Consider the following 19,521-nt stretch of genomic DNA (forward strand, 5'->3'; position numbering starts at 1 on the left):
CTTGTCCGCATCAATCAAAGGAGAATCGCATGTTCCGTTTTTTGCGGGTCAACATGGCCACCAAGACCTGTGTGTTTGAAGATATCCCCGAAGAATACGCCGGTCTGGGCGGTCGTGCCCTGACCTCCACCATCGTGGCGCGCGAAGTCAATCCCATCTGCACGCCCCTGGGCCCCCACAACAAGCTGGTCTTCGCGCCCGGCCTGCTGGGCGCCACCAACAGCCCCAACGGCAACCGCATTTCCGTGGGCTGCAAGAGCCCCCTCACCGAAGGCATCAAGGAAGCCAACTCCGGCGGCCAGCCCGGCGGCCATCTGGCCAAGCTGGGCATCCTGGCCATCATCGTGGAAGACATGGCCACCGAAGGCGAATGGTGGCAGCTGGAGCTGGGCAAGGATTCCGCCAGGCTGGTGCCCTCCACCGTGGCCGGCCTCAACAACTTCGACGCCGTGGCCAGGCTGGTGGAGACCTACGGCGACAAGTGCAGCTATGTGAGCATCGGCCGCGCCGGTGAGTTCAAGCTGACCGCCGCCAGTATCGCCTTCACCGACCGCGAGCTGCGCCCCATGCGCCATGCCGGTCGTGGCGGCGTGGGCGCCGTCATGGGTTCCAAGGGCCTCAAGGCCATCATCATCAATCCCGAGGGCGGCAAGAACCATCCGCTGGTGGACGAAAAGGCCTTCCGCGAGGCCTCCAAGCGCTTCGCCAAGGCCCTGACCGAGCATCCCATCACCGGCAAGGGCCTGGCCGAATACGGCACCGGCGTGCTGGTGAACATCCTGCACGAAGCCGGCGGCCTGCCCACGGCCAACTTCACCATCGGCCAGTTCGACAAGCACGAAGGCGTGTCCGGCGAGACCATGAACCGCCTGACCAAGGAACGCGGCGGCGAAGGCGCGGTGGCCCACGGCTGCATGAGCGGCTGCATCATCCGCTGTTCCGGCCTCTTCCCCGACAAGAAGGGCAAGTTCCAGAGCAAGTGGCCCGAGTACGAGACCCTGTGGTCCTTCGGCCCGCACAGCGGCATCAGCGATATCGACGCCGTGAGCCGCTTCGACTACATGTGCGACGACATCGGCGTGGACACCATCGACGTGGGCGTTGCCGTGGGCGTTGCCATGGCCGGCGGCGGAATCCCCTACGGTGATGTGGAAGCCGTCAAGGCCGCCATGCAGGGCATCAGCGACGGTACCCCCCTGGGCCGCATCATCGGCTGCGGTACCGCCACCACCGGCCGCGTGTTCGGCGTGCGCCGCGTGCCCTGCGTCAAGGGCCAGAGCCTGCCCGCCTACGATCCGCGCGCCGTCAAGGGCGTGGGCGTGACCTACGCCACCACGCCCATGGGCGCCGACCACACCGCCGGCTACGCCGTGACCGCCAACATCCTGAGCTGCGGCGGCAAGGTCGATCCGCTGAAGCCCGAAGGCCAGATCGAGCTTTCCCGCAACCTGCAGATCGCCACGGCCTCCGTGGACTCCGTGGGCCTGTGCCTGTTCACGGCCTTCGCCATCCTGGACATCCCGGACGCCCTGGCCGCCATCGTGGACATGCTCAACGCCAAGTTCGGCTGGAAGCTCACCGGTGACGACGTGGTCACCCTGGGCCAGCGCATCCTCTCCACCGAAGTGGACTTCAACCGTCGCGCCGGCATCACCGAAGCCGCCGACCATCTGCCCGACTTCTTCGTGGACGAGCCCGTGGCCCCGCACAACACCACCTTCGACATCCCGCACGAGGACCTGAAGACGGTCTTCAACTGGATCAAGAAGTAGCGTAGACTGTGGCCGGGCCCGCCGCGCGGCGGGCCCGGCGCGTCACACCTTTTCTTGACCGGCGGGAGCCGGCACCGGAGGCCAGCATGAGCATACTCGTCAAACTGAGTACCACCCTGCGGGACTATGTGCCCGGGTATGATCCCGAGGCGGGGATAACGCTTGATGTGCCGGAAGGAGCCACGGCTGCCGACGTGGCGAAGATGGTGGGGCTGCCGCTGGAAGAGATCAAGATCGTCATGATCAACGGGCGTCAGAAAGAGGTCCAGAGCAAGATATGCGACGGTGCTCGTGTGGCCTTTTTCCCTGCTGTCGGAGGAGGTTAGACGCCCGTTGATCATGACTCCCATCACATGGTCCCCTGAAGCGGGGGACAGCGGCGCGGCGTTCCTGCCCTGGCCTGAGTCCAGGACGCGGGAGCGCCTCGACCTGTTCCTGCGGCGGACGCCGCTGGCCCGCTGGGCCGCGCCGCATGTGCTGCGGCGGGCGCAGGACGGGACGGCTTTCGTCGGCGGGGCCGCCATCCGGCGGCTGGCCGCGCAGGCCGCCGTGCCTGAACGGGAAGTGATGGCCGCGCTCCTGCAAGACGGCATCTGGCCGGAACGCTTCCGTAGAAACTACGGTGTTTTTTCCGCCGATGCAATGGTCCGCCTGCTGCGGGCCCGCATCTTCGTGCTGGGCTGCGGCGGCCTGGGCGGGCATGTGGCCGCCCTGCTGGCGCGGCTGGGCGTGGGCGGCCTGCGCCTGTGCGACGACGACGTCTTTGAGGAAAGCAACCTCAATCGCCAGTATTTTTGCACGGAAAGCAGCCTGGGCCAGCCCAAGGCCGCGGCCGCGGCGCGCGGCCTGCGCGACATGGCGGGCCACCTGGCCCTGGATGTGCGGCAGACCAGGGCGGATGGAAAAAATCTGCCGGACATGCTGCGGGACATGGATGTGGCCGTGGATTGTCTGGACGACCTCGGCCTGAAAATGCTACTGGAAAAGAGTTCCGCCACGGCGGGCGTGCCCTTCGTGCACGGTTCCGTGCTGCGGGCCGAGGGCTTTGCCCGGGCGGCCCGTTCCGGGCGGGCCTATGTGCGGGAGCTCTACGCTTCCGGCCTGAGCGCGGCGGAGGCGGACAGCGCCCGCCATGAGGGCGTCATCGCCACGGCCCCGGCCGGGGTGGCCTGCGTGATGGTCTCCCTGTGCCTGCGCCTGCTGCTGCGGCCCGAAGCCGGGGATTCGGCCCTGTTCCACGCCGATCTTTCCGTGCCGGAGCTGGAACGCTTCGACGGCTGACGGCCGTGCCGCGCGATCCGGGCGTACGGGCGCGACAGCCCGGGGCTCCCCCGGCAGACATCCGGCGTGGCCCGGGCACGGCCCGGCGGCAGACGCGGCCGGCCACGGCGCACTGCCGGGCAGGAGGGGTGCCGCACAGCACGCATCATGCCGGTCTTGCTGCCTTCCCGCGGCCCTTCCTGCGGGAAGATGCGGCCCGGCGGCAAACATATTTCTCCACAGCCGACTACCTGCGCCCGACGCACAGGCGGGCAGGCAGTGCGGGGCTGCCTTGGGGGGCGGCCCGGCCGGAAGAAGTTTTCTTCTTCCGGCCTTTTTTGTTCAGTTTTGCGGGGGAAGGGGCGTTTTGGGCAAAAACTGCCCCTTCCCCCGCAGCCCCAACCCCGAAAAAACTTTTATGCAGGTGCGGATGCCGGTCCCCTTCCCCCGGAACGCTCATGCCTCCCCGCCGTCCTCCCGCGGGCGGAACAGGCGGCCGCGCTGCACGGCCTGCTTGCCGAACTTGTGGCGCAGGCTGTCCAGGGCGGCGTCCAGACGGCGGCGACGGGCCTCCTGTTCGGGGTCGCGCCCCTGCACGCCCCGGAACACGCCGGGCAGCAGGCCCTGCGCCGGGGGACCGCCGAAGCCGGACACGCCCAGGCCGATGAGCCGTACCGCCTGGGGCAGGGGCTCGGCGGCCAGCAGGGCCGCGCCGGTCTCGTAGATGGTCTCGGTGCTGTCCGTGGCTTCGGGCAGGGTGCGGGAGCGCGTGATCTGGCGGAAGTCCGCGAACTTGACCTTGAGGGTCACGGTGCGGCCGCGCAGGCCGTGGCGGCGCAGCGAGGCCCCCACGCGCTCGGCATGGGTCAGGAGCATGGTCTTGAGGAATTCCCGGTCGCGGGTATCCCGGGCGAAGGTGGTCTCGGCGCTCTCGCTCTTGATCTCGTGTTCGGGCACTACGGGGCGGGGGTCGATGCCGTGGGCCCGGGCGTGCAGCACGCGCCCCCACTTGCCGAAACGCTGCTCCAGCAGTGCCGCGCTGTAGCGGCGCAGCTGCTCCACGCGGCGGATGCCCAGGGCTTCCAGGGCGGCTACCATGTGTTTGCCCACGCCGGGCAGGCGGCGCACCTCCAGCCCGTCCAGGAAGGCGTCCACGTCTTCCGGGCGCAGGATGTAGCTGCCGTCGGGCTTGTTGATGTCCGAGCAAATCTTGGCCAGGAACTTGACCGGCGCCGCGCCCACGGAACAGGTCAGGCCGCCGGTGACCTCGCGCACCCGCTCCTTGATGGCATGGATGAGGGCTTCCGGCGGGCCGAAAAGGCGCTCCAGACCGGTGGCGTCCAGATAGGCCTCGTCGATGCTGGCGGGCTCCACCAGGGGCGAGAAGTCGCGCAGGGCCTCCATGATGCGGGCCGAAAGCTCCGCATAGCGGTGCCGGCTGCCGCGCACGAAGACGGCCTGCGGGCAGAGGCGGCGGGCCGTGGCCATGGGCATGGCCGAATGCACGCCGAAGCGTCGCGCCTCATAAGAGGCCGTGGAGACCACGCCGCGCGTCCCGCCGCCCACGATGAGCGGCTTGCCCCGCCATTCCGGGTGGTCCATCTGCTCCACGGAGGCGAAGAAGGCATCCATGTCCAGATGCAGGATGATGCGCGGGGGAGGATCGGGGGGACGCGGCATGCCGTCATTCCTTTTCCGGACCGTCGGCGGGACGGCCCGGCGGCCGTCAGCGTTGCGCCGGGGCGGGGCCTTCGTCGAAGACCTCGCGCACGCGGGCCAGTTCCGCTTCCAGACCGGCGCGGCCCACGCCCAGATCGTCCAGCAGGAAGCGCGACATGCTCAGGGCCACTTCGCGTTCGCCGCTGAAGGCGCCGGCCACGCCCATGCGGCGCAGGCTCTCGGCCTCGCTGGCGAAGGGCGTGTTGACGAAGATGCGGATATCGGGGTTGAGGCTGCGGGCGATGGGCACCACCTCCCGGGCCGGGATGCCCGGCGCGGACAGCAGCAGGGCCTGGGCCTGTTCCAGACCGGCCTCGCGCAGGACCTCGGCCTGGGTGGCGTCGCCGTGCACGGCCGGGCGGCCCAGACCGCGCAGGCGGCGCACGGTGTCGATGTTGGCCTCCACCACCACGGGCAGCAGGCCGTGGGCCCGCACGATGCGGCACAGGCTGCGCCCCACGGGGCCGAAGCCCACCACGACCACACGCGGCAGGGCGTCATCGTCGGGGCCGGTCGTCATGCGCGGCAGGCGCGCGCCCAGCCCCAGGCGCTCCAGCAGGCGGGTCAGGCCGCCCACACGCCGGAAGATCAGGGGATTGAGGGTGATGGAGAGCAGGGCCGCCGGGATGACGGCATTGCTGATGGCGGCGTCGAACAGGCCGAAGCTGACGCCCAGGCCCATGAGGATGAAGGTGAATTCGCCGATCTGCCCCAGCGAGAGGCCCACGGAAAGCGCCAGACGCAGCGGCTTGCGGGCCGCGAGGCAGACCAGGAAGGCCAGCAGGGGCTTGAGCAGCACGATGACGCCCAGGGCCAGCAGGAAGAGCGGCCACTGTTCCAGCAGCGCGCCGGGATCGAAAAGCATGCCCACGGAGACGAAGAACAGCACGGCGAAGGCGTCGCGCAGGGGCAGGGCCTCGGCCGTGGCGCGGGCGCTGAAGTCCGACTGGCCCACCACCATGCCCGCCAGGAAGGCTCCGAAGGCCATGGAGGCGTCGAAGAACAGGGCCGAGCCCACGGCGATGCCCAGGGCCAGCACGATGACCGCCAGGGTGAAGAGGTCGCGCGTGCCGGTACGCGCCACATAGCCCAGCAGGGCCGGGATCAGGCGCTGTCCGGCCACCAGGGTGAAGACCGTGAGCGCGGCCAGCTTGAGCAGGGTCTCGCCCAGTATCCACCAGATATTGCCTTCGCCGGCGCCCAGGACAACGGGCAGCAGCACCAGCAGCAGGATGGTGAACAGGTCCTCCACCACCAGCCAGCCCAGGGCCACATGGCCGGTGTGGGTATGCAGCACATGGTTGTCGGCCAGCACGCGGGTGAGCACCACGGTACTGGCCACCGAGACCGACATGCCGAAGACCGCGCCCGCCCAGAGGGAGAAGCCCCAGAACTGGAGCAGGCCCGTGCAGGCCAGGGTGGTGAGGGCGATCTGGATGGCCGCCCCGCCCAGGGCGATGCCGCGCACGGCCAGCAGATCCTTGAGGTGGAAGTGCAGGCCCACGCCGAACATGAGCAGGATGATGCCGATCTCGGCCAGCTGCGAGGCCAGACCGGCGTCGGCCACGAAGCCCGGCGAGTGCGGCCCCACCAGGATGCCCGCCAGCAGGTAGCCCACCAGGGGCGAGAGGCGCAGCTTCTGGGTCACGAAGCCCAGCACCAGGGCCGCGCCCAGACCGCCGGTGAGGGTCAGGATCAGGGAGATGTCGTGCGGCATGCTCATGGACGGGGGCTCTCCTCGCCGGGCAGCCACTGGGCCCAGAGCGTGCGCTGCCGGGGGCCGTCGCCTTCGCAGAGATAGACGGACTGCCAGCGGCCCAGCCGCAGCTGGCCGTCCTCCACGATGAGCATCAGGCTGGGGCCGTGCAGGGTGGTCTTGATGTGGGCGTCACTGTTGCCTTCGGCATGGTCGAACGCGCCGTCCTGCGGCACCAGGGCGCGGAAAAAGCGCACCATGTCGCGCTGCACGTCGGGGTCCGCCCCCTCGTTGATGGTCAGGCCGCAGGTGGTATGGGGCGAGAAGAGCAGCAGGGCGCCGTCACGGCGGCCCAGCTGGCGGCCGCGGGCCACCAGTTCCCGCACCTGGGCGGTGATGTCGCGCATTTCACAACGGCTGCGCGTGGCCACGGACAATGTTTCCATGGAGGCTCCTTGTCTTTCCCAAAGGATGGGCTTAGGGTCGGGACGCAGTGTCCTGGCTGCCGCCGTTCGCCGTCTGCCGGACGGCGGCCCGGCGGCCACGAAAGCGGATTCGCCGCATGGCGCGGCGGCCCGGCAGTTGGACGTGCCGTGCCGCGGGCCAGAGCGGCCGGACGCGGACACGAGGTCACGGTCGCCTGCCCCCGGAGGGGCAGCGGGCCGCGTCGAGCGGCCCTCCCCGCACCTTTTACCCGAACAGAGCCATGCAAATCAATGATCCCGCACGTTCCCCGCAGGACGGGGCCGCCGGCCTGCGCCTGGATGCCCCTACGGCCGACGAGTTCACCGAACATCCTTTGCGCATGAACGGGGAGCCCTCCGCCCAGCCCCTGAGCATGGACGGGGAAGCGCCCGCCCCCGGCAAGGCCCCGGGCGGCGGCAGGGCCGCGGCCGCCGTGCCCCCGCCGGTCTGCTCCGCCTCCTGCCCCCTGTCCCATGTGCCGCAAAAAGCCTGGCTGCACCTGTTCCGGGTGCCGTTCCGCAAGCGCCATCCCGTGATCTTCTGGGGCCTGCTGCTCCTGCTGCTGGGCGGCTGCGCGGCCTTCGCGGCGCTGCAGGCCGCGGGCCTGGGCAGCGAGCGCCTCGCCCTGGTGCGGGTGAGCGGGCCCATCATGGATATCGACGCCCAGCTGCGCTGGATCGGGAAACTGGGCCGCATGCCTTCCGTCAAGGGCGTGCTGGTGCGCGTGGATTCCCCCGGCGGGGGCGTGGCGGCCTCGCAGGAGCTCTATGAGGCCCTGGCACGTCTGGCCAAGGACAAGCCCGTGGCCGTGAGCATGGGCGGCACAGCCGCTTCCGGCGGCCTGATGGTCAGCATGGCGGGCAGGCGCGTGTTCGCCAATGCCTCCAGCGTGACCGGCTCCATCGGCGTGCGCATGGACATCCCCCAGATCCGGGGCCTGCTGGACAAGCTGGGCCTGGGCCGCCAGACCCTGACCACCGCGCCCTACAAGGACGCCGGTTCCATGCTGGAACCGCTCACGGCCGAGGAAAAGGCCTATTTCCAGGGCGTCCTCAGGGACATGCACGAGCAGTTCGTGGATATCGTGGCCCGGGGGCGGCACATGGACCGCGCCCGCGCCGAACGCCTGGCCACGGGCAAGATCTTCACCGGCCGCGAAGCCGTGGCGCTGGGCCTGGTGGACGAGCTGGGCGGCCAGCAGGCGGCGCACGCCTGGCTGGCCGAGACCTGCAAGGTGCCGGTGGACAGGCCCCTGCTCATGCCTTCCAGCGACGACGCATGGTGGGAAAAATGCCTCAAGACCTGGCTCGGTCTGGATCTGGACCGTTTGGCCGGCAGCGAGGCTCCGGCCTTCCTCTACAGGTTCTAGGCCCAGGGCTCATGATGTTTTGTTTTGAGGGGGGAGGGAGCTCTTCGCGTTGCTGTCGATGCCCGTAGCTTCCTGCGTCGCAACGGGCACGGCCCTGCCGGGCGTGCCCTCCCTGCCTGACGGACGATGCAGCAGGACGGCCGGCTCTCTCCCATGACGGAGGAAGCCGGCCATCTTTGTCGTGTCCGGGGCCTGTTGTCCCTGCCCGCCGGGCGGGCACGAACATCGCATGCACGGGATGGCCGGGAGATGTCTGCCCATGCCCGCCGGGAGGGACGCGGTATCAGGACCGGGCCGGAAGATCCGCCGGTGCGGGCGGACGCATCAGGGACGGGGCAGGCTGGCGGGCCGGTACGGGGCGGGCGTCATGTCCTTGCGGCACCGGCGCGTCTCCTGTCCGTGCCGGCCTGCGCGCCTAGCGGCTCCACTTGAAGGTGAAGACCTGTTCCGTGTCGGGATGCAGGCTCAGGTGGACGGGGCAGGTGTGCGCGGCCCGTTCGATCATGGTCTTTTCCTTTTCGGAATAGTCGCGGTCGGGCATGTGGAAGATGACCTCGATCTTGCCGATGCGGCGCGGGTCGGCGCTCATGGTCTTGCTGATCTCGATGCGGGTGCCGGTCACGTCCACGCCGTGGTTCTTGCCGTAGATGCCGATGATGGTCATGGCGCAGGCGGCCAGGGCCGTGGCGCAGAGGTCGGTGGGGCAGAAGGCCTCGCCCTTGCCGTTGTTGTCCTTGGGGGCGTCGGTGACGAGCACCGTGCCGCTCTGCCGGTGCACGCATTCCACGCGCAGGTCGCCGAGATATTTGGCGATGATGTCAGCCATGGGAGTCTCCTTTGTTTTTCGCAGCATGCCCTGTCCGGCCGGGGGATGCAAGTGGTCCCGTCGCTGTTCCGGCGGCGGGGGCCGGCCGTGCCCCGGGGATGGAAAAAGCCCGCTCCAAAGGTCGTCTTTGGGGCGGGCCTGTTTTTCGTCACGGCCTTGCGGGCGGCGGAGCGCTGCCGTCTAGCTGATCCACTCCCGGCCGGTGGCCATGTCCATGATGACGAATTCCGTGCCCTCGTCCCGGGCCGCCACGCGGTATTCCAGCAGCTCGGCCACGCGGTTGGGCAGCCCGCCGGTCTGGTCGAAGGTCAGCACGCGGCAGGCGAAACCGTCGTGATACTGGGCCACCGGGATCTCGCGCGAGGAGGCCACGATGATCTCGTCGCCCACCTGGCAGGTGCGGGCCGCCGCGCCGTTGAGGCAGACCACGCCGCTGCCGCGCGGGCCGGGCAGCACATAGGTCTCGATGCGCGCGCCGCTGTGCTTGTTCCAGATATAGACATATTCCAGCGGCAGCAGGCGGGCTGCTTCGAGGATGTCGGTATCGATGGTGATGGAGCCGTGATAGTTGAGCTTGGACTCCGTGACCACGATGCCGTGCAGCTTGGCGCCCACCACGCGGATGGTGCCGTGGCCCCGGGGCTGGACGCCCACCAGCATGCGGGTGACTTCCTTTCTTTCCATGGCGTTCCCCTTGGGCCGGAGGCCCGGTGAAAAGCTCCCTCGCGGACGTGGGCGGCTACAGGGCGGCGGCGCGGCGGATGCGGGCCAGGCTGGCGTCCCTGCCCAGGAAGGCCATGATCTCGGGCAGGTGGGGGCCGCCCATGAAGCCCATCAGGGCCGTGCGCAGGGCCGGGGCCACGTCCTTGAACTTGAGGCCGTTGCCTTCGATATAGCCGTGCAGGGCGGCTTCGAGGCCCGGAGCGTCGAAGGGCTCGCAGGCGGCGAAGATCTCGGCCACGGCGTTGAGGTGGGCCTTGCTGGCGTCGGTCAGGTTCTTGGCGCGGGCCTTTTCGTCATAGACCAGCTGGTCGGCAGGGGTCAGCAGGGGCGCGAAGGATTCGGCCAGGGCCTTGAGGTCGCCGGCGCGCTCGCGGAACATGTGGCAGAGGGCGGCCAGCTGCCCGTCGGTGATGTCGGCGGGCAGGCCGGCTTTTTCCACAAAGGGGCGCACCAGTCCGGCCAGTTCGTCCAGGGGCATCTCGCGCATGAAGTGGGCGTTGATCCACTCCAGCTTGGCCGGGTCGAAGGCCGCGGCGGCCGGGTTGAGGCTGGTGCCGTCGAAAAATTTGACGAGTTCTTCCTGGGTGAAGATCTCCTGGTCGCCGTGGGACCAGCCCAGGCGCACCAGATAGTTGACCAGGGCCTGGGGCAGCAGGCCGTCGTTCTGGTATTCGATGACGGCGCGGGCGCCGTGGCGCTTGGAGAGCTTCTGGCGGTCGGGGCCCAGGATCATGGGCACATGGCCGAAGGTGGGCACGGGCAGGCCCAGGGCTTCGTAGATGAGGATCTGGCGCGGAGTATTGGACACGTGGTCGTCACCGCGGATGACGTGGGTGATGCCCATCTCGTAGTCGTCCACCACCACGGCCATGTTGTAGGTGGGCATGCCGTCGGCGCGACGGATGACCATGTCGTCCAGTTCGCTCACGTCCACGGCGATGCGGCCCTTGACCATGTCGTCAAAGACCACCTTGCCGGCCTGGGGCGCCTTGAGGCGCACGCAGCGGCCTTCGCCGGGGCCCAGGTTGCGTTCGCGGCAGCAGCCGTTGTAGCGGGGCTTCAGGCCCTGGGCGCGGGCTTTTTCGCGCATGGCTTCCACTTCTTCGGGCGTGCAGGAACACCAGTAGGCATGGCCGGTCTCCAGCAGCTTGTCCACATAGCTGTTGTAGAGCTCGGTGCGCTGGGTCTGGTAGTTGAGGGGGCCGTCCCAGTCCAGGCCCAGCCAGCGCATGGAGGCCAGGATGGAGTCGGTGTACTCCTGCTTGGAGCGCAGCAGGTCGGTGTCCTCGATGCGCAGGTGGAACTCGCCGCCGAAATGGCGGGCCAGCAGCCAGCAGAAAATGGCGGTACGCGCGCCGCCGATGTGCAGATGGCCCGTGGGGCTGGGCGCGAAACGGGTAACGACTTTATTCATGATCATGTCCTTCAGCGGCGGGAGGCCGTCGCGGTGATAGTGGCGGGCTGGGGCGGACAGGGGGCCGGGCGCGGCTGTGCCCTGTGACCGCAAGCAGGACAGGATAACCCCAATGCGCGCGCCTTGCAATGGTACGTACAGAGCGGCGGCCGCAGGGCATCTTGCGCCTGCCGGACCCGGATGCTACAGGTCTAAGGCGGTCTGCCCGCACATTTCACGCCAGAGCCTCAAGGAGACGATATGAGTACCCGGACTGTTGTCATCAAATACGGCGGCCACGCCATGGACAAGGACGAGCTGAACGCGGCCTTCGCCGACGACATGGCCTTTCTGCAACAGACCATGCGCCTGGTGGTGGTGCACGGCGGCGGGCCCCAGATCAACGCCCTGCTGAACCGCCTGGCCATCGAGAGCCGCTTCGAGCGCGGCCTGCGCGTGACCGACGCCGACACCATGCAGGCGGTGGAGATGGTGCTCTGCGGCCAGGTGAACAAGACCGTGGTCAGCCGCTTTTTGCAGCACGGCGCGCGGGCCGCGGGCCTGTCCGGGCGTGACGCGGGCCTGCTGCGGGCGCGGCTGAAAGATCCCGCGCTGGGTCTGGTGGGCGAGGTGGAAAAGGTGGATGCCTCGGTGCTCTCCTGCCTGCTGGACGGCGGCTTTTTGCCCGTGGTGGCCCCCGTTGCCTCCGGCCCGGAAGGGCAGGCCCTGAACATCAATGCCGATACCGCCGCCGGCGCCGTGGCCGGGGCCCTGCATGCCGACTACTTCGTGCTCATCTCCGACGTGCCCGGCGTGCTGGATGCGGACAAAAAGCTGATCCCCTCGCTGGATCGGGCCCGCATCGCCGGGCTCATCGAGTCCGGGGTCATCAACGGCGGCATGATCCCCAAGGTGCAGTCCTGCCTGCACGCCCTGGACGAAGGCTGCACCCGGGCCCTGATCCTGGACGGCCGCCAGCCCTCCAGCCTGCGCCGCTATCTGCTGGACGGCGAACCGCTGGGGACCGTGGTCACGGCGTGAACGGGCCGGGGGGCCTTGTGCCGCCCGGCGGGCAGCCGCGCGACGGCCGCTGCCAGCAGGGTGCCGCCCGTGGCCTGCCGGCATGTCGCGGGCAGCGTCGCCGTGTTCCGGGACGGGAAGACGCCCCGCCGGGGACGATGCCTGACAGGAGCCCCGCACGCCCGCAGTGCGGCAGGGCGGCAACAGGGGCCGGGCGGGCCTTGTGCGCCGCAGGCGCGGGGACAGGCCGCCCGTGGAAAACGTCTGTGCCCGGGGCGCATGCCGCTGCCGGATAGCGGCGGCAGCCTCTGCCCCGGGGCAGGGGAATGTTTGAAGATCTGTGGGGAGCGGCAGGAGGCGGCCCGTGCGCCGTCGTCCGCCGCGACAGCCGCGCCTCTTTCGGGAAAAGGGAGGGCGCGGCGGGAGCGTCACAGCGCCGGGCGCGGGATCTTGGCCGCGACGGCGTCGTGCACGCCAGGGGAAAACATGCCGGGCGGCAGTCCCGGCAGAAGCGCAGCAGGGGAGGAGATATGACGCAGAGCGCAGCCCCCAGTGCGGCCGCTGTGGCCGCCAAAAAAGCCATGAGCCAGAGTTTCCGGGTCAGGGGCATCCTGACGGCGGTCTCGTCCGGCATGGTCTACGGAATGTACACGGCCTTCATGACCTATGCCATGGCCATGGGCATCTGGGCCGTCTGGTACGGCGGTGATGCCGGCCTGTCGGAATTCGCCGTCCTCTTTTTGCTGAGCGCCCTGGGCGCGGGCCTGACTGACGGCTGCGCCGCCGTCTGGGCGCTCATCATGGCCGCCCTGCGCGGCAAACTGGGCGACTTCGGCCGCAGCTTCAGGACCCGTCCCGGCATGATGATGCTGGTGGCGGCCCTGTTCGGCGGGCCCTTTGCCTCCACCTGCTATGTGGTGGGCCTGCAGATGGCCGGCTCGGTCATCGTGCCCATCAGCGCCCTGTGCCCCGCCATCGGCGCCATCCTGGCCCGCTTCCTGTTCAAGCAGGCCCTGACCCCCCGCATGCTGCTGGGCATCTTCATCTGCTTCGCGGCCAGCGCCATGATCGGCATCGCCAGTTCCGGCGGCAACGAGGCCCATCCCCACATGATGCTGGGCCTGTTCTTCGGCTTCCTGGCGGCCCTGGGCTGGGGCATCGAAGGCTGCGTCTGCGGTTACGGCGTCTCCATCATCGATTCCGAAGTGGGCATCACCATCCGCGAAGTGACCATCGGCATCGCCAACCTGCTGGTGCTGGTGCCCATCCTGGCCTGGATCGGCAAGACCGACGGCTTTGCCATGCTGGGCCAGGCCCTGACGGACCTGCCTTCCATGAAGTGGTTCGTGGTGGCCGGTTTCCTCTGCTACTTCAACTTCATGTGCTGGTACCGGGGCAATGCCATGTGCGGCGCGGCCCTGGGCATGGCCTGCAACGGTGCCTATTCCTTCTGGGGGCCGTTCTTCTGCTGGCTCATCCTGGGCGTGCTCTTCGGCATGGACGGCTGGAACATGGTCCCCGTGGCCTGGATCGGCGCCGTGCTGATGGTCGTGGGCATCTTCACCATCGCCACCAATCCGCTGGAGTTCCTGCGCAGAAAGGAGAACTAGGATGAAGCCGCTGAATTTCGCCATCCTCAAATACATGACCACCGTGGACGAAGCCTGCCCCGAGGACATCATCGAGGCCCTCAAGGGGACGTACGGCTCCTTCCGCGCGCTCAACAAGAAAGACATCCTTTCCGCCCTGATGACGGCCGAGGTCAACGGTCTGGTGCAGGAGTCCCGCTTCGACCTGGACGACAGGGGCGAGCTGCGCATCTACTACCGCGCCCATGAAGAAGGCGCGGCCACCATCAACCGGTACATCCCCGACTAGGCCCGGGACCACGTTTCGTTTTGCGGGGGAAGGAAGGCCGTTGCGTTGCTGTCGATGCCCGTAGCTTCCTTCGTCGCAACGGGCACGGCCCTGCGGGCCGCCGTCTGGTCGCGCGTTGCTGTCGATGCCCGTAGCTTCCTTCGTCGCAACGGGCACGGCCCTGCGGGCCGCCGTCCGGTCGCGCGTTGCTGTCGATGCCCGTAGCCCTTGCGGCCAACAAGGGCTTTCTTCCCCCGCAAGCTCCCCCATCTTCCCCGAAAGCCGCTGATCGTTACAGATCCCCAGCGTGCTTTTCAGGGGAGCGCGGGAGCCCGCGGCAGGCATCCTTCACGGGACATGCGTGGCCCATCCTATCGATTTGTTTGAAATAAATAGCAAAATTGCATCGATGCGCACTGGCGGCACCCGGGTGCCGCTCGTGCCATGACAAAAGGGACCGCCCGCGGGCGGTCCCTTTTGCGTATCTCTTCGTGTTCTTGTGCCGGGCTGGGCTGCCCGGAAGATGCGGCGGCAGCAAAAAGAGCCTCAGCCGCGCTCCCGGCCCCGCAGCAAACGGCAGAGGGCGGCGCGCACCGCGTCCAGGGCGTCCTGGCCTTCCATGCGCAGGGTGCCGCCCGCCGCGTTGCGGTGGCCGCCGCCGCCGAACTGCACGGCCACGGAACGCACGTCCGTGTCGCCCGTGGAACGCAGGCTGAGCTTGCAGACGCCGGGCGCGTCCTCCCGCAGCAGGGCCGAGGCCTCCACGCCGCGCAGGCGGCGGAACTGCTCCACCAGTCCTTCCAGATCCTCCTTGAGGGCCCCGCACCGGCGCAGATCGTCCAGACGGGCCAGACACAGGGCCGCGCGGCCGTCACAGGCCAGCTCCACCCGCTGCATGAGCCGGGCCCAGAGCGCCATGCGCGCCGGGCTCCAGTTGCTGTCCAGCTTCTCGCGCAGGCCGGGGATGTCGCAGCCGTGCTCGCCGAGCAGGGCCGCCAGCCGGAAAACCGCCGCCGTGGTGCTGCCGTGGGCGAAACCGCCGGTATCGGTCACCAGACCCAGGGCCAGGGCCTCGCCCAGCGGGCCTTCGGGACGCAAGCCGGCCGCCAGGCAGACATAGGCCACCAGCTGGGCCGTGGCCGCGGCCGCGGGCTCGATCCAGTTGCCGCTCGTGCCCATGCCGTCACTGCCCAGATGATGGTCGATATTGATGCCGGGCAGCCCGGCGAAGCACCCGTGCAGGGCGGAGGCCAGCTCCTCGCCCAGGCGCTGGGGCTCGCCGCAGTCCAGCAGGACCAGGCCCTGCGGCTCGAAGGGCAGGCGCTCCAGACTGGTCAGCAGCGTGCGCGGCAGGGGCAGGAAGGAGAGGTATCCCGGCACGCCCGACGGGCTGTAGAGCACGCATTCCCTGCCCAGGGCCCGCAGCATCCAGCCCACCGCGCTCATGGAGCCCAGGGCGTCCCCGTCGGGGTTCACATGCGCGGCCACCAGCACGCGGTCCAGACCGCGCAGGCGCTCCGCCATGCGCGCGGCGGGCGCGCGCCACGTTTCCGGTATCTCAGTCGTCAACGGCATAGATCTCCACCTCGCTGTCGGTCATTTCTTCAGTGCATACGGCCTCCATCATCAGCGCGCACTTGTCCATGCGGCTGCGCAGGTGCGCTTCGCTGTTGGAGATGGAGGTCACAGCCAGGCGCAGGCGCGTCAGGCTGTTCTCGGTGCCCGCCTCGGCGATGGCCACGTTGAAGCGGTTGCGTACCTTCTGCTTCAGGCTGTTGGCCACCCGGCGCTTGGCCTTGAGGTTGTCGTTGCCGTCAAGGGCGAATTCCACAGTGAGGACTGCTACGAACATGGGCATGGCATCAGCTCGCGGGAGCGGCAGGCCGGGGGAAGGGGCCGCTTTTGGCAAAGCATCCCCTTTCCCCCGGCCCCCATCCCCCCGTAAAACTTTTGTTCAGGTCGGTATGGACCGTCCCCGCCGTTACCCGGCGCGGCGTGCTGTCGCGCATCGGCCGGGAAAGGGGAAGACATGGCGTCAGCCACGTTTTGTAAAGGATATTGCGGCGGCTGAAAAGGGCCGGCTCCCGGGAAAAGGGCGTTGCCGCCCCGCCTGCCGGTGTCTCCTGCCGGGAGAAGGGAGCGTGGGGCGGGGACGCATCCCGCGGCGCCAGATGTCCCCGCACGGAGCGCGAAGGACGGGAAAGACCCGTGTCGGCCGCAGCTGCCTGCTTGCAGGAGGCGACGTCTCCAGCCTGGCGACGGGGCCGTCCGGCTGGCAGGCCCGGCCATCTTCTTTCTCCCGTGCGGCCTCCCTCCCGGGCCGCCGGGGGACGGGCGGGCAGGGGCGGTCCGCGGCGCCAGGGCAGACCGGCACTGACCTGAAGGAAAGTTTTTGGAAGGGATGGGGGGAGTATGAGGGGGGAAGGGGCGACCTTTTTCCAAAAAGGTCCCCCTTCCCCCCTCATGAATAAAACGCGGAACAAAAAAAGGCGGCCGGAAGACCGGCCGCCCTGGCGGGGAAAAGGGGGACATTCCCCGATGGGATATCCGTTGCCACGGCCGGGGGCAGGCCCGGCCATGACACGGTTCGTCGCTCGTTACAGGGTGGCGGCTTCTTCCACGGTCTCGAAGGCTTCGATCACGTCGCCGATCTTGACATCGTTGAAGTTCTCCAGGCCCACGCCGCACTCGTTGCCCTTGACCACTTCGCGGGCATCGTCCTTGAAGCGCTTGAGGGAGCTGATCTTGCCGGTGTAGACCACCACGCCGTCGCGCAGCAGGCGCACGCCGGCGTTGCGGGCGATCTTGCCGTCGGCCACATAGGAACCGGCGATGATGCCCACCTTGGGCACGCTGAAGGTGTTGCGCACCTCGGCCTGGCCCAGGTAGACCTCGCGCTGCACGGGAGCCAGCAGGCCGGCCATGGCGCTCTTGATGTCATCCACCAGCTTGTAGATGATATCATAGAAGCGGATGTCCACGTTCTCGCGTTCGGCGATATCCTTGATGCGCGAGGTGGGACGCACGTTGAAGCCGATGATGATGGCCTGCGAGGCGGAAGCCAGCATGATGTCGGATTCGGAGATGGCGCCGGTGCCGCCGTGCACCACGTTGATGCGCACCTTGTCCGTGCTCTGCTTGTTGAGGGCCTCGGTGATGGCTTCCAGGCTGCCCTGCACGTCGGCCTTGAGCACCAGATTGAGGGTCAGGGTCTCCTGGTCGGAGGCACGGCGCGAGAGGAAGGTTTCCAGAGTGACCTTGGATTCGCTGGCCAGATCGCGTTCGCGCTGCTTGGTGGCGCGCATCTCGGCGATGCGGCGGGCCAGCTTTTCGTCGGCCACGGCGAAGAACTCCTCACCGGCTTCGGGCACGCCTTCGAAGCCCTGCACTTCCACGGGGATGGAGGGGCCGGCTTCCTTGACCTTCTTGCCCTGGTCGTTCATCAGGGCGCGCACGCGGCCGGAGAACTGGCCGCAGACGAAGTTGTCGCCCTGGTGCAGGGTGCCTTCCTGGATGAGCACGGTGGCCACGGGGCCGCGGCCCTTGTCCAGCTTGGCTTCCACGATGCGGCCGTGGGCGGGCTTGTTGGGGTTGGCCTTGAGGTCCATGATCTCGGACTGCAGGGCCACCAGTTCCAGCAGTTCGTCCAGGCCCTGGCGGGTCTTGGCGGAGACCTTGGCCACGATGGTGTCGCCGCCCCAGTCTTCGGGCTGCAGGCCCATCTCGGACAGTTCGCGCAGCACGCGGTCGGGGTCGGCCCCGGGCTTGTCCATCTTGTTGACGGCCACCATAATGGGCACACCGGCGGCGCGCGAGTGGTTCACGGCTTCGCGGGTCTGTTCCATGACGCCGTCGTCGGCGGCCACCACCAGGATGACCAGGTCCGTGACCTGGGCGCCGCGGGCGCGCATGGCGGTGAAGGCCTCATGGCCGGGCGTATCGAGGAAGACGATCTCGCCGCGCTTGGTCTTCACATGGTAGGCGCCGATGTGCTGGGTGATGCCGCCGGCTTCGCCGCTGGTGACGTTGGACTTGCGGATGGCGTCCAGCAGCGAGGTCTTGCCGTGGTCCACATGGCCCATGATGGTGACCACCGGCGGACGGGGCTTGAGGTCCTCGGGTTTGTCCTCCTGCTGGGGCAGCAGGTAATCTTCTTCGGAGAAGCCGGCCTTTTCCACTTCGTAGTCGAATTCGGCGGCCACCAGGGTGGCGGTGTCGATATCCAGCGACTGGTTGATGGTGGCCATGACGCCCAGGCCGAAGAGCACCTTGATGATCTCGTTGGCCTTGAGGCCCATCTGGTGGGCCATGTCGGCCACGCGGATGGCTTCGGTGACGCGGATCTTGCGCTTGGCGGCCTTGATGGGCTGGGTGGCCTGCGCGGGGGCCGCGGGCTTGCCGGGCTTGCGGCGGCCGCGGGTGCTGCGGTTCATGCGCGGCGCGTCGTCATCGTCCTGATGGCGGCCGAAATCGCCCTGCTGGAAATCCACGGTGCGGCGGCCCTTGTTGCGCTTCTTCTTGCTCTGGCCGTCGCGGCTGTCCACGGGAGCGGCGGGCGCGGGCGCGCTGTAGCCGCCGCCGGCGGGACGGGGCGCACCGCCGCGCGGACGGTCGCCGAAGCCGGTGCGGTTGCCGCCGGGACGCCCGGAGCGGTTGTCACGGCCGTCGCGGTCGCGGTTGTCGCGGCCACCGTCACGGTCACGGCCGCCGTCACGGCTGTCGCGGGCGGGCGCGGCGCCGGGCTGGGGACGGGAGATGACGCGCACCTGGGGCGCCGGGGCCACCACGCGGGCACGGGTGGGCGTGGCTTCCGCGGGGCGTTCGTCACGGTTCTCGCGGGGCTCGCGCTGGGGCAGCGTGGGCGCGGAGGACCCTTCGGGCATGGCCGAGGCGTCAGGACGGCCCGCACGGGGACGGGCGGCCTTTTCCGCGGCGCCGTTCTCGGCGGCTTCCTTGGCGTTGATGGCGGCCAGCACCGCGCTCTTGCGGGCTTCGGGGGCCTTTTCCGGCTTGGCTTCCGGCCTGGTTTCGGCCTTGGCCTCGGTTTTGGCCTCGGCCCTGGCGGCAGGAGCGGCAGCCTGGGCGGGCCGGACGATGCGGGCCGTGGGCGTGGCATCAGGGCGGCTGATGACGCGGGCACCGGCCGGGGCCACCACGCGGGCGGTCTGGGGCGTGGCTTTTTCCACGCGGGCCTCGCGACGGGGCTCGGCCTTGCTTTCGGCTTTGGCTTCGCCCTTCACGGCCTCGGCCCTGGCTTCGGGGGCCTTTTCGGCTTCGGGAGCGGCCACCACGCGGGCCGCGGGGGCTTCCGCCGGGGCGGCTTCGGGGGCCGCTTCGGCCTTGGGCGCCGCGGGCGCGGCTTCGGCCTGCGCGGGAGCGACCTCGGGGGCCTTGTCCGCTTCGGGGGCGGCAGCCGCGCCG

General features: G+C 69.0%; 16 protein-coding genes. 7 read left to right on the forward strand and 9 right to left on the reverse strand.

Translation table 11 applies throughout. From position 1 onward, the window contains the following. The first annotated feature begins 29 nt into the window (after positions 1-29). From Q1X76_RS05775 to Q1X76_RS05785, 3 genes are all read left to right on the forward strand, one after another. A complete protein-coding gene (locus tag Q1X76_RS05775; RefSeq protein WP_300718647.1) occupies positions 30-1,772 on the forward strand; it encodes an aldehyde ferredoxin oxidoreductase C-terminal domain-containing protein in 1,743 nt (580 codons plus the stop codon). A gap of 86 nt (positions 1,773-1,858) precedes the next feature. After that, the gene (locus tag Q1X76_RS05780) at positions 1,859-2,098 is read left to right on the forward strand and encodes a MoaD/ThiS family protein (RefSeq protein ID WP_300718649.1); all 240 of its coding nucleotides are present in this window, start codon (positions 1,859-1,861) and stop codon (positions 2,096-2,098) included. 13 nt (positions 2,099-2,111) lie between these two features. Next, positions 2,112-3,053, forward strand: coding sequence for a ThiF family adenylyltransferase (locus Q1X76_RS05785; RefSeq protein WP_300718651.1), 942 nt, complete (start codon positions 2,112-2,114; stop codon positions 3,051-3,053). Between the two features lie 435 nt (positions 3,054-3,488). Here Q1X76_RS05785 and Q1X76_RS05790 read toward each other — a convergent pair whose 3' ends face one another. Genes Q1X76_RS05790 through Q1X76_RS05800 form a run of 3 tightly spaced genes read right to left on the reverse strand, consistent with a single transcriptional unit; the run spans position 3,489 to position 6,893 of the window. Beyond that, positions 3,489-4,712: a DNA polymerase IV gene (locus Q1X76_RS05790; RefSeq protein WP_300718653.1), complete on the reverse strand. Its 1,224-nt coding sequence runs from the start codon at positions 4,710-4,712 to the stop codon at positions 3,489-3,491. Positions 4,713-4,758: 46 nt separating this feature from the next. Beyond that, a complete protein-coding gene (locus Q1X76_RS05795) occupies positions 4,759-6,474 on the reverse strand; it encodes a cation:proton antiporter (protein WP_300718655.1) in 1,716 nt (571 codons plus the stop codon). Then, entirely contained in the window at positions 6,471-6,893 is a 423-nt protein-coding gene (locus Q1X76_RS05800; RefSeq protein WP_300718657.1) for a secondary thiamine-phosphate synthase enzyme YjbQ, read from the reverse strand. The genes Q1X76_RS05795 and Q1X76_RS05800 overlap by 4 nt, the downstream gene beginning before the upstream one ends. A 260-nt stretch (positions 6,894-7,153) precedes the next feature. Between Q1X76_RS05800 and sppA the strand changes: the two genes are divergently transcribed. Further along, complete coding sequence (gene sppA / locus Q1X76_RS05805; protein WP_300718659.1) at positions 7,154-8,281, forward strand: signal peptide peptidase SppA; 1,128 nt, start codon at positions 7,154-7,156, stop codon at positions 8,279-8,281. Positions 8,282-8,696: 415 nt separating this feature from the next. Here sppA and Q1X76_RS05810 read toward each other — a convergent pair whose 3' ends face one another. The 3 genes from Q1X76_RS05810 to gltX all read right to left on the reverse strand — a co-directional run bounded on the left by Q1X76_RS05810 (position 8,697) and on the right by gltX (position 11,244). Further along, positions 8,697-9,107 carry an OsmC family protein gene (locus Q1X76_RS05810; protein ID WP_300718661.1) on the reverse strand — a complete coding sequence of 137 codons (411 nt, stop codon included), beginning with the start codon at positions 9,105-9,107 and terminating at the stop codon, positions 8,697-8,699. Positions 9,108-9,287: 180 nt separating this feature from the next. Next, positions 9,288-9,791, reverse strand: coding sequence for an aspartate 1-decarboxylase (locus tag Q1X76_RS05815; RefSeq protein WP_300718662.1), 504 nt, complete (start codon positions 9,789-9,791; stop codon positions 9,288-9,290). A 55-nt stretch (positions 9,792-9,846) separates the two neighbouring features. Then, positions 9,847-11,244, reverse strand: coding sequence for a glutamate--tRNA ligase (gltX, locus tag Q1X76_RS05820; protein ID WP_300718664.1), 1,398 nt, complete (start codon positions 11,242-11,244; stop codon positions 9,847-9,849). 240 nt (positions 11,245-11,484) lie between these two features. Here gltX and argB point away from each other — a divergent pair, with 240 nt between their 5' ends. The 3 genes from argB to Q1X76_RS05835 all read left to right on the forward strand — a co-directional run bounded on the left by argB (position 11,485) and on the right by Q1X76_RS05835 (position 14,121). Next, the gene (gene argB / locus Q1X76_RS05825) at positions 11,485-12,264 is read left to right on the forward strand and encodes an acetylglutamate kinase (RefSeq protein WP_300718666.1); all 780 of its coding nucleotides are present in this window, start codon (positions 11,485-11,487) and stop codon (positions 12,262-12,264) included. A gap of 509 nt (positions 12,265-12,773) precedes the next feature. Then, complete coding sequence (locus Q1X76_RS05830) at positions 12,774-13,853, forward strand: hypothetical protein (RefSeq protein ID WP_300718668.1); 1,080 nt, start codon at positions 12,774-12,776, stop codon at positions 13,851-13,853. Between the two features lies 1 nt (position 13,854). Next, on the forward strand, positions 13,855-14,121 hold the full coding sequence (locus Q1X76_RS05835) for a hypothetical protein (RefSeq protein ID WP_300718670.1): 267 nt from the start codon (positions 13,855-13,857) through the stop codon (positions 14,119-14,121). 525 nt (positions 14,122-14,646) lie between these two features. On the opposite strand, the gene Q1X76_RS05840 is transcribed toward Q1X76_RS05835, so the two are convergent. The 3 genes from Q1X76_RS05840 to infB form a co-directional block, all read right to left on the reverse strand. Continuing rightward, positions 14,647-15,675 carry a DHH family phosphoesterase gene (locus Q1X76_RS05840; protein ID WP_300718672.1) on the reverse strand — a complete coding sequence of 343 codons (1,029 nt, stop codon included), beginning with the start codon at positions 15,673-15,675 and terminating at the stop codon, positions 14,647-14,649. After that, positions 15,659-15,952: a DUF503 domain-containing protein gene (locus Q1X76_RS05845; RefSeq protein ID WP_300718674.1), complete on the reverse strand. Its 294-nt coding sequence runs from the start codon at positions 15,950-15,952 to the stop codon at positions 15,659-15,661. The genes Q1X76_RS05840 and Q1X76_RS05845 overlap by 17 nt, the downstream gene beginning before the upstream one ends. Positions 15,953-16,697: 745 nt before the next feature. After that, positions 16,698-19,521 (reverse strand): translation initiation factor IF-2 (gene infB / locus Q1X76_RS05850; RefSeq protein ID WP_300718676.1); only part of this gene is annotated, 2,824 nt, incomplete at its 5' end.

The organism is uncultured Desulfovibrio sp., assembly GCF_949282365.1.
Classification (GTDB): domain Bacteria; phylum Desulfobacterota; class Desulfovibrionia; order Desulfovibrionales; family Desulfovibrionaceae; genus Desulfovibrio.

Bases quoted from the DNA above. Each gene is read 5' to 3' on its own strand.
- argB (WP_300718666.1), top strand. From the start codon at position 11,485: ATGAGTACCCGGACTGTTGTCATCAAATACGGCGGCCACGCCATGGAC.
- Q1X76_RS05785 (WP_300718651.1), top strand. From the start codon at position 2,112: ATGACTCCCATCACATGGTCCCCTGAAGCGGGGGACAGCGGCGCGGCG.
- sppA (WP_300718659.1), top strand. From the start codon at position 7,154: ATGCAAATCAATGATCCCGCACGTTCCCCGCAGGACGGGGCCGCCGGC.
- Q1X76_RS05800 (WP_300718657.1), bottom strand. From the start codon at position 6,893: ATGGAAACATTGTCCGTGGCCACGCGCAGCCGTTGTGAAATGCGCGAC.
- Q1X76_RS05830 (WP_300718668.1), top strand. From the start codon at position 12,774: ATGACGCAGAGCGCAGCCCCCAGTGCGGCCGCTGTGGCCGCCAAAAAA.
- gltX (WP_300718664.1), bottom strand. From the start codon at position 11,244: ATGAATAAAGTCGTTACCCGTTTCGCGCCCAGCCCCACGGGCCATCTG.
- Q1X76_RS05840 (WP_300718672.1), bottom strand. From the start codon at position 15,675: ATGCCGTTGACGACTGAGATACCGGAAACGTGGCGCGCGCCCGCCGCG.
- Q1X76_RS05815 (WP_300718662.1), bottom strand. From the start codon at position 9,791: ATGGAAAGAAAGGAAGTCACCCGCATGCTGGTGGGCGTCCAGCCCCGG.
- Q1X76_RS05780 (WP_300718649.1), top strand. From the start codon at position 1,859: ATGAGCATACTCGTCAAACTGAGTACCACCCTGCGGGACTATGTGCCC.
- Q1X76_RS05795 (WP_300718655.1), bottom strand. From the start codon at position 6,474: ATGAGCATGCCGCACGACATCTCCCTGATCCTGACCCTCACCGGCGGT.
- Q1X76_RS05775 (WP_300718647.1), top strand. From the start codon at position 30: ATGTTCCGTTTTTTGCGGGTCAACATGGCCACCAAGACCTGTGTGTTT.
- Q1X76_RS05835 (WP_300718670.1), top strand. From the start codon at position 13,855: ATGAAGCCGCTGAATTTCGCCATCCTCAAATACATGACCACCGTGGAC.
- Q1X76_RS05790 (WP_300718653.1), bottom strand. From the start codon at position 4,712: ATGCCGCGTCCCCCCGATCCTCCCCCGCGCATCATCCTGCATCTGGAC.
- Q1X76_RS05810 (WP_300718661.1), bottom strand. From the start codon at position 9,107: ATGGCTGACATCATCGCCAAATATCTCGGCGACCTGCGCGTGGAATGC.
- Q1X76_RS05845 (WP_300718674.1), bottom strand. From the start codon at position 15,952: ATGTTCGTAGCAGTCCTCACTGTGGAATTCGCCCTTGACGGCAACGAC.